The 9,135-nt window shown below is 63.2% G+C and carries 7 protein-coding genes, 1 tRNA gene and 1 pseudogene; all 9 read left to right on the top strand.

Features of this window, described 5'->3' with window-relative positions:
• Positions 1-5 precede the first annotated feature (5 nt).
• A pseudogene (gene tuf, locus AC1DF3_RS30520) lies at positions 6-1,095 on the top strand (elongation factor Tu).
• Between the two features lie 13 nt (positions 1,096-1,108).
• Positions 1,109-1,184: transfer RNA gene (locus AC1DF3_RS30515), tRNA-Trp, on the top strand.
• Positions 1,185-1,288: 104 nt separating this feature from the next.
• A complete protein-coding gene (gene secE / locus AC1DF3_RS30510) occupies positions 1,289-1,672 on the top strand; it encodes a preprotein translocase subunit SecE (protein ID WP_286510936.1) in 384 nt (127 codons plus the stop codon).
• Entirely contained in the window at positions 1,672-2,274 is a 603-nt protein-coding gene (gene nusG, locus AC1DF3_RS30505) for a transcription termination/antitermination protein NusG (RefSeq protein WP_286520073.1), read from the top strand. The genes secE and nusG overlap by 1 nt, the downstream gene beginning before the upstream one ends.
• 119 nt (positions 2,275-2,393) lie before the next feature.
• Positions 2,394-2,825, top strand: coding sequence for a 50S ribosomal protein L11 (rplK, locus tag AC1DF3_RS30500; RefSeq protein ID WP_007831051.1), 432 nt, complete (start codon positions 2,394-2,396; stop codon positions 2,823-2,825).
• Positions 2,826-3,524, top strand: a complete 699-nt coding sequence (gene rplA, locus AC1DF3_RS30495) for a 50S ribosomal protein L1 (RefSeq protein ID WP_286520074.1) — start codon at positions 2,826-2,828, stop codon at positions 3,522-3,524.
• A 259-nt stretch (positions 3,525-3,783) separates the two neighbouring features.
• Positions 3,784-4,317 (top strand): 50S ribosomal protein L10, encoded by a 534-nt coding sequence (gene rplJ, locus AC1DF3_RS30490; protein WP_286520075.1) that lies wholly within the window; start codon positions 3,784-3,786, stop codon positions 4,315-4,317.
• 43 nt (positions 4,318-4,360) lie between these two features.
• Positions 4,361-4,735, top strand: a complete 375-nt coding sequence (gene rplL, locus AC1DF3_RS30485; RefSeq protein ID WP_286520076.1) for a 50S ribosomal protein L7/L12 — start codon at positions 4,361-4,363, stop codon at positions 4,733-4,735.
• A gap of 260 nt (positions 4,736-4,995) precedes the next feature.
• The gene (rpoB, locus tag AC1DF3_RS30480; RefSeq protein WP_286533733.1) at positions 4,996-9,120 is read left to right on the top strand and encodes a DNA-directed RNA polymerase subunit beta; all 4,125 of its coding nucleotides are present in this window, start codon (positions 4,996-4,998) and stop codon (positions 9,118-9,120) included.
• The last annotated feature ends 15 nt before the right edge of the window (positions 9,121-9,135 follow it).

Raw genomic sequence — 9,135 nt, 5'->3', positions numbered from 1 at the left:
AGAAAATGGCAAAAGGAAAATTCACCCGCACGAAGCCGCACGTCAACGTGGGCACGATCGGTCACGTGGACCATGGCAAGACGACGCTGACGGCGGCGATCGCCACCGTGCTGTCGGCCAAGTTCGGCGGCGAAGCGAAGGCCTACGACCAGATCGACGCGGCTCCTGAAGAAAAGGCGCGCGGCATCACGATCAACACCGCGCACGTCGAATACGAAACGGCCAACCGCCACTACGCGCACGTCGACTGCCCGGGCCACGCCGACTACGTGAAGAACATGATCACCGGCGCCGCCCAGATGGACGGCGCGATCCTGGTGTGCTCGGCCGCCGACGGCCCGATGCCCCAGACCCGCGAGCACATCCTGCTGGCACGCCAGGTGGGCGTGGGCTACATCATCGTGTTCCTGAACAAGTGCGACATGGTCGACGACAAGGAACTGCTGGAGCTGGTCGAGATGGAAGTCCGCGAACTCCTCGACAAGTACGAGTTCCCYGGCGACGACACCCCGATCATCCACGGCTCGGCCAAGCTGGCGCTGGAAGGCGACAAGGGCGAGCTGGGCGAAGGCGCCATCATGAAGCTGGCCGAAGCGCTGGACACCTACATCCCGACGCCCGAGCGCGCCGTGGACGGTACCTTCCTGATGCCGGTCGAAGACGTGTTCTCGATCTCGGGCCGCGGCACGGTGGTGACGGGCGCGGTCGAACGCGGCGTGATCAAGGTCGGTGAAGAAATCGAAATCGTGGGCATCCGCCCGACGGTCAAGACCACCTGCACCGGCGTGGAAATGTTCCGCAAGCTGCTGGACCARGGTCAAGCGGGCGACAACGTGGGCGTGCTGCTGCGCGGCACGAAGCGCGAAGAAGTCGAGCGTGGTCAAGTCCTGTGCAAGCCGGGCTCGATCAAGCCGCACACGCACTTCACCGCCGAGGTGTACGTTCTGCAAGGAAATGGTCATGCCGGGCGACAACGTGTCGATCACGGTCAAGCTGATCAACCCGATCGCGATGGAAGAAGGCCTGCGCTTCGCCATCCGTGAAGGCGGCCGCACCGTGGGCTCGGGCGTCGTGGCGAAGATCCTCGACATCTGATCAAGGATTCCACAGGGGTATAGCTCAATTGGCAGAGCGTCGGTCTCCAAAACCGAAGGTTGTAGGTTCGATTCCTACTGCCCCTGCCACCTAGGTGGCTCCGCAAACAAGCCCGTCACGTCCTGACGGGCTTCGGCGTCTGAAATGACGCATTGAATTTGAAGGCCGCAAGGCCGCAGGAACATAGCCCAAGATGGCCACTTCTCAAATCGAAACCGTGAGCACCAATGCGGACAAGGCCAAGCTGGCCGCGGCCGTCGTGCTGGCGGTGGGCGCCATCGTGGCGTTCTATCTGCTCGCGCGCCAGGGTGCCGTGGTGCAGTGGGTCGCTTTGCTGGTGGGCCTGGCTGCTGCCGTGGGCGCTTTCGGAAGCTCCGAGAGCGGCCGCCAACTGTGGGCCTTCGGCCGCGATTCGTGGCGCGAGGTCAAGAAGGTCGTCTGGCCGACCCGCAAGGAAACGATCCAGATGACGGCTTACGTGTTCGCCTTCGTGGCGATCATGTCCATCTTCCTTTGGCTCACCGACAAGACGCTCGAATGGGTGTTTTTCGACCTCATTCTGGGCTGGAGAAAATAATGACTGACGAAGCCGTCGAAGCAGAAGCCACGCCGGAAATCAATCCGCTGCTGGCGCCCGCCGCCAACCCGGACCTGCGCTGGTACGTGGTGCACGCCTATTCCGGCATGGAAAAGGCCGTCGAACGCAACATCCTCGAGCGCATCAACCGCGCCGGCATGCAAAGCAAGTTCGGCCGCATCCTGGTGCCGACCGAAGAAGTGGTCGAGATCAAGAACGGCCAGAAGCGCACCACCGAGCGCCGCTTCTTCCCGGGCTACGTGCTGGTCGAGATGATCATGGACGACGAGAGCTGGCACCTGGTGAAGCACACCAACAAGGTGACCGGTTTCGTCGGCGGCGCCAAGAACCGCCCGGCCCCGATCTCGCAAAAGGAAGTCGAGGACATCGTCGGCCAGATGCAGCAGGGCACCGAGAAGCCCCGCCACAAGGTCGAGTTCATCGTCGGCGAGTTCGTCCGCGTCAAGGAAGGCCCGTTCACGGACTTCAACGGCACGGTCGAGGAAGTCAACTACGAGAAGAGCAAGGTGCGCGTGTCGGTCATGATCTTCGGCCGCGCGACGCCTGTCGAACTCGAATTCGCTCAGGTCGAAAAAACCTAGCGCCCGTTTTTGGTCTTGCGCTTTTTCGACTCGGCGCAGGGTCTTGATTCCAGAGTCGTTTAACCCCCGGGGAGCCGCGGCCAACAAGCCCAGGCGTCATCACCCGCAAGGAGAAAAGCATGGCGAAAAAAATCGTCGGCTTCATCAAGCTGCAAGTCCCAGCTGGTAAAGCCAATCCCTCACCGCCGATCGGTCCCGCACTGGGCCAGCGCGGTTTGAACATCATGGAATTCTGCAAGGCGTTCAACGCGCAGACCCAAGGCGTCGAGCCGGGCCTGCCGCTGCCGGTGGTCATCACCGCGTTCGCCGACAAGAGCTTCACCTTCATCATCAAGACGCCGCCGGCGATCACCTTGATCAAGAAGGCCATCAAGCTCGAGAAGGGTTCCGCACGTCCGCACACGGACAAGGTCGGCAAGATCACTCGCGCACAGCTCGAGGAAATCGCCAAGGCCAAGATGAAGGACCTGACGGCCGCCGATCTGGACGCCGCGGTTCGTACCATCGCCGGCTCGGCCCGCTCGATGGGCGTGAATGTGGAGGGCGTGTAAATGGCCAAGATCACCAAGAAGCAAAAGACCCTCGTGGGCAAGGTCGACAGCAACAAGCTGTACCCGCTGGCCGATGCGATCGTGCTCGTGAAGGACGCCGCCACCGCCAAGTTCGATGAGTCCATCGACGTCGCGGTGCAGCTCGGCATCGACGCCAAGAAGTCGGATCAGGTCGTTCGCGGCGCCGTCGTGCTGCCCAACGGCACCGGCAAGACCAAGCGCGTGGCCGTGTTCGCCCAGGGCGCCAAGGCTGAAGAAGCCAAGGCCGCCGGCGCCGACATCGTCGGCATGGACGACCTGGCTGCGATGGTGAAGGCTGGCGACATGCCCTTCGACGTCGTGATCGCCGCACCGGACGCGATGCGCGTGGTCGGTACGCTGGGCCAGATCCTCGGCCCGCGCGGCCTGATGCCCAACCCGAAGGTCGGCACCGTGACGCCCGACGTCGCGACCGCCGTCAAGAACGCCAAGGCTGGCCAGGTCCAGTTCCGCGTCGACAAGGCCGGCATCGTGCACGGCACGATCGGCCGTCGTTCGTTCGACAACGAAAAGCTGCAGGGCAACCTCGCCGCGCTGATCGACGCCCTGGTCAAGGCCAAGCCGGCGACCAGCAAGGGTGTCTACCTGCGCAAGGTGGCCGTGTCGTCGACGATGGGTCTGGGTGTCCGCGTGGACACGCAAACCATCGCCGCAAGCTGAGCGTTGATATGAGATTTGCCTCGCCGGTCGAACGGTGAGGCGGATGTGGTGGGTCGGGGCAGCTTTTCAGGTTGCCTCGGGCCATCCAAGACCGCTGGTGTGCAGGCCGCCTGCACTTAATCACCCGGCCTTTGCCGGGCAGCCAGCGCAGATGGCGACCCCACTGCAAGGAATTTGTGTTTTTGTTCCGAACAGTTGGTCGCTGCATGAAGCGCGATCCGAGGCTCCCGCCGAGGATCGCATTGAAAAGGAGTAGACCTTGAGTCTGAATCGCAGTGAGAAAGAAGCGGTCATCAGTGATGTGACCAGCCTCGCCGCAAAAGCTCAAACGCTCGTGATGGCGGAATACCGTGGCATCACGGTTGCCGATATGACCAAACTGCGTACCGATGCACGCAGCAAGGGTGTGACCCTCAGCGTGTTGAAGAACACGCTGGCACGCCGTGCTGTCGCTGGTAGCGCGTTTGAGATCATCGGCGACCAGATGACCGGTCCGCTGATCTATGGCTTCTCCGAAGACGCCGTGGCCGCCGCGAAAGTGGTGGCTGACTTCGCGAAGACCAACGACAAGTTGGTGATTCGCGGCGGTGCATTCGGTGGCAAGGCCCTGGACGTCGAAGGCGTGAAGCAACTGGCCAACATCCCTTCCAAGGAAGTGCTGCTGGCGCAATTGCTGGGCTTGATGCAATCCCCGATCTCTCGTACCGCCCGCGTGCTCGCGGCGCTGGCCGAGAAGCGTGGTGGTGGCGAAGCACAGGCGGAAGCTCCCGCCGCAGAAGCGCAGGCTGCCTGAGCCTTGCGTTTGACAAATTCAACCCAATTGTTAGGAAACAAAAATGGCATTCGATAAAGACGCATTTCTGACCGCGCTCGACGCAATGACGGTCCTGGAACTCAACGACCTGGTCAAGGCCATCGAAGAGAAGTTCGGCGTGAGCGCCGCTGCAATGTCGGCTCCCGCAGCCGGCGGCGGCGCCGTGGCCGCCGTGGCTGAAGAGCAGACCGAATTCAACGTCATGCTGATGGAAGCTGGCGCGAACAAGGTGTCGGCGATCAAGGCCGTGCGCGAAATCACCGGCCTGGGCCTCAAGGAAGCCAAGGACCTGGTGGAAGCCGCTCCCAAGGCCGTCAAGGAAGGCCTGTCGAAGGCTGACGCCGAAGCCGCCAAGAAGAAGCTGGAAGAAGCTGGCGCCAAGGTGGAACTGAAGTAATTCAGTCTCCCCAGAGGGCTGGAGGTGCTGCAAGGCCCTCCAGCCTTTGCCGCTTTCAGAGCGCACCCAAAAGTCGGCTTGTTGACGCGAAAACAAGACGATTTTTGAGTGTCTTCTGACCCCGACTGCAGAAGACCCCCTTGGTTCGGGCGATGTGCAACGCATCGCCGTCCGCCAGGGCTGGTAGTGGCCAGCCGCCAAGGAGAGTGGTGCTCGCGCACCTCACCACGTCGCTGAAGATCTCAAGCTCCGGAGCTCTCATGGCCCAAACGTCCACGTACAGTTACACCGAACGCAAGCGCATCCGAAAGAATTTCGGCAACCGCGACAGCGTCGTCGAAATCCCCTACCTGCTGCAAATGCAGAAAGACGCGTACACCGCGTTCCTGCAAGCCGGCATCGCGCCCCAGAAACGGACCGTGGAAGGCCTCCAGGCTGCCTTCGACGCAGCGTTCCCGATCGTCTCGCACAACGGTTTCGTCGAGATGAAGTTTCTCGAGTACAACCTCGCGAAGCCCGCTTTCGACGTCCGCGAGTGCCAGACTCGTGGCCTCACCTTCGCCTCGGCCGTGCGTGCCAAGGTCCAGCTGATCATCTATGACCGTGAGTCGTCGACCTCGCAGTCGAAGGTGGTCAAGGAAGTCAAGGAGCAAGAGGTCTACATGGGCGAAGTGCCGCTCATGACCGACAAGGGCTCGTTCATCATCAACGGCACCGAGCGCGTCATCGTGTCGCAGCTCCACCGTTCGCCCGGCGTGTTCTTCGAGCACGACAAGGGCAAGACCCACAGCTCGGGCAAGCTGCTGTTCTCGGCGCGCGTGATTCCCTACCGCGGCTCGTGGCTCGACTTCGAGTTCGACCCGAAGGACATGCTGTACTTCCGCGTCGACCGCCGCCGCAAGATGCCGGTCACGATCCTGCTGAAGGCGATCGGCCTGAACCCGGAATCGATCCTCGCGAACTTCTTCGTCAACGACAACTTCCGCCTGATGGACAGCGGCGCGCAGATGGAGTTCGTCGCCGAACGCCTGCGCGGCGAAGTGGCCCGTTTCGACATCACGGACAAGGCCGGCAAGGTCGTGGTCGCCAAGGACAAGCGCGTCACGGCCCGCCACACGCGCGAACTCGAGCAGTCTGAAACCACGCACATCAGCGTGCCGGAAGACTTCCTGGTCGGCCGCGTCGTGGCCCGCAACATCGTCGACCCCGACACCGGCGAGATCCTGGCCAAGGCCAACGACGAGCTGACCGAAGCGCTGCTGAAGAAGCTGCGCACGGCCGGCGTGCAGGACGTGCAGGCGATCTACACCAACGAACTCGACCAGGGCGCCTACATCTCGCAGACGCTCCGCATCGACGAGACGGTGGACGAATTCGCCGCCCGCGTCGCGATCTACCGCATGATGCGCCCCGGCGAGCCGCCGACCGAAGACGCAGTGCAGGCCCTGTTCCAGCGCCTGTTCTACAACCCGGACACGTACGACCTGTCGCGCGTCGGCCGCATGAAGTTCAACGCCAAGGTCGGCCGCGACGAATCGACCGGCCCGATGGTGCTGACCAACGAGGACATCCTGGCCGTGGTCAAGATCCTGGTCGACCTGCGCAACGGCCGCGGCGAAGTCGATGACATCGACCACCTGGGCAACCGTCGCGTGCGTTGCGTCGGCGAACTGGCCGAGAACCAGTACCGCACCGGCCTGGCCCGGATCGAGAAGGCCGTGAAGGAACGTCTGGGTCAAGCGGAGCAAGAGCCGCTGATGCCGCACGACCTGATCAACAGCAAGCCGATCTCGGCCGCCCTGAAGGAATTCTTCGGCGCCTCGCAGCTGTCGCAGTTCATGGACCAGACCAACCCGCTGTCCGAGATCACGCACAAGCGTCGCGTCTCGGCCCTCGGCCCGGGCGGTCTGACCCGCGAACGCGCCGGCTTCGAAGTGCGCGACGTGCACGTCACCCACTACGGCCGCGTGTGCCCGATCGAAACGCCCGAAGGCCCGAACATCGGCCTGATCAACTCGCTGGCCCTGTACGCCCGCCTGAACGAATACGGCTTCATCGAGACGCCGTACCGCCGCGTGGTCGACAGCAAGGTCACGATGGACATCGACTACCTGTCGGCCATCGAAGAAGGCAAGTACGTCATCGCCCAGGCCAATGCGGCCCTGGACAAGGACGGCCGCCTGACCGGCGACCTGGTGTCGGCGCGTGAAACCGGCGAATCGATCCTGGTGAGCGCCGAGCGCGTTCAGTACATGGACGTGTCGCCCGCGCAGATCGTGTCGGTGGCTGCTTCGCTCGTTCCGTTCCTGGAGCACGACGATGCGAACCGTGCGTTGATGGGCGCCAACATGCAGCGTCAGGCCGTGCCTGTGCTGCGCCCCGAAAAGCCGTTCGTCGGCACCGGCATCGAGCGCGTTTCCGCGGTCGACTCGGGCACCGTGGTCACGGCCACCCGCGGCGGTATCGTCGACTACGTCGATGCGACCCGCATCGTGGTTCGCGTCAACGACGCCGAAGCCACGGCCGGTGAAGTCGGCGTCGACATCTACAACCTGATCAAGTATCAGCGTTCGAACCAGAACACGAACATCCATCAGCGTCCGATCGTCAAGCGCGGCGACAAGATCGCCAAGGGCGACGTCGTGGCCGACGGTGCGTCGACCGACCTGGGCGAGCTCGCGCTCGGCCAGAACATGCTGATCGGCTTCATGCCCTGGAACGGCTACAACTTCGAAGACTCGATCCTGATCTCCGAACGCGTGGTCGCCGAAGACCGCTACACCTCGATCCACATCGAGGAACTGGTCGTGATGGCCCGCGACACCAAGCTGGGTGCCGAGGAAATCACGCGCGACATCCCGAACCTGGCCGAGCAGCAGCTCAACCGCCTGGACGAATCCGGGATCATCTACGTCGGCGCCGAAGTGCAGCCGGGCGACACGCTGGTGGGCAAGGTCACGCCGAAGGGCGAGACCACGCTGACGCCTGAAGAGAAGCTGCTGCGCGCGATCTTCGGCGAGAAGGCTTCCGACGTGAAGGACACCTCGCTGCGCGTCGACCAGGGCTCGCAGGGCACCGTGATCGACGTCCAGGTGTTCACCCGCGAAGGCATCACGCGCGACAAGCGCGCCCAGCAGATCATCGACGACGAGCTGAAGCGCTTCCGCCTCGACCTGAACGACCAGCTGCGCATCGTCGAGGCCGACGCCTTCGACCGGATCGAGAAGCTGCTGACCGGCCGCGTCGCCAATGGCGGCCCGAACAAGCTGGCCAAGGGCACCAAGCTCGACAAGGCGTACCTGACGTCGATCGAGAAGTTCCACTGGTTCGACATCCGCCCGGCGGAAGACGAAGTGGCGACCCAGCTCGAATCGATCAAGAACTCGCTCGAGCAGACCCGCCACAGCTTCGACCTCGCGTTCGAAGAAAAGCGCAAGAAGCTCACGCAGGGCGACGAGCTGCCCGCGGGCGTGCTGAAGATGGTCAAGGTCTACCTGGCCGTCAAGCGCCGCCTGCAGCCCGGCGACAAGATGGCCGGCCGCCACGGCAACAAGGGTGTGGTGTCGAAGATCGTTCCGGTCGAAGACATGCCCCACATGGCCGACGGCACGCCGTGCGACATCTGCCTGAACCCGCTGGGCGTGCCCTCGCGGATGAACGTCGGGCAGGTGCTCGAAGTGCATCTGGGCTGGGCCGGCAAGGGCATCGGCCAGCGCATCGGCGACCTGCTGCAGCAAGAGGCCAAGGTGGCCGAGCTGCGCAAGTTCCTGGAAGAGATGTACAACGGCTCGGGCCGCAAGGAAGACCTCGGCAAGCTGAGCGACTCCGACGTGCTCGAGATGGCGGCCAACCTGTCGAGCGGCGCGACCTTCGCCACGCCGGTGTTCGACGGCGCCTCGGAAGACGAGATCCGCGGCATGCTGAAGCTCGCCTACCCGGACGAGATCGCCAAGCTCAAGGGCCTGACCGATACCCGCACCCAGGCCTACCTGTACGACGGCCGCACCGGCGACCAGTTCGAGCGTCCGGTCACCGTCGGCTACATGCACTTCTTGAAGCTGCACCACCTGGTGGACGACAAGATGCACGCCCGCTCGACCGGCCCGTACTCGCTGGTCACGCAGCAACCGCTGGGCGGCAAGGCCCAGTTCGGCGGCCAGCGCTTCGGTGAAATGGAAGTGTGGGCACTGGAAGCTTACGGCGCCGCCTACGTGCTGCAGGAAATGCTCACGGTGAAGTCCGACGACGTGGTGGGCCGTACCAAGGTCTACGAGAGCATCGTCAAGGGCGAACACTCGATCGAAGCCGGCATGCCGGAATCGTTCAATGTGCTGGTCAAGGAAATTCGTTCCTTGGGCTTGGACATTGAATTGGAACGCTCATAAGCCAACAAGGAAAGA

The sequence above is a fragment of the Variovorax sp. 10N432 genome (assembly GCF_056394465.1).
This window is presented reverse-complemented; position numbering and strand designations above follow the sequence as displayed.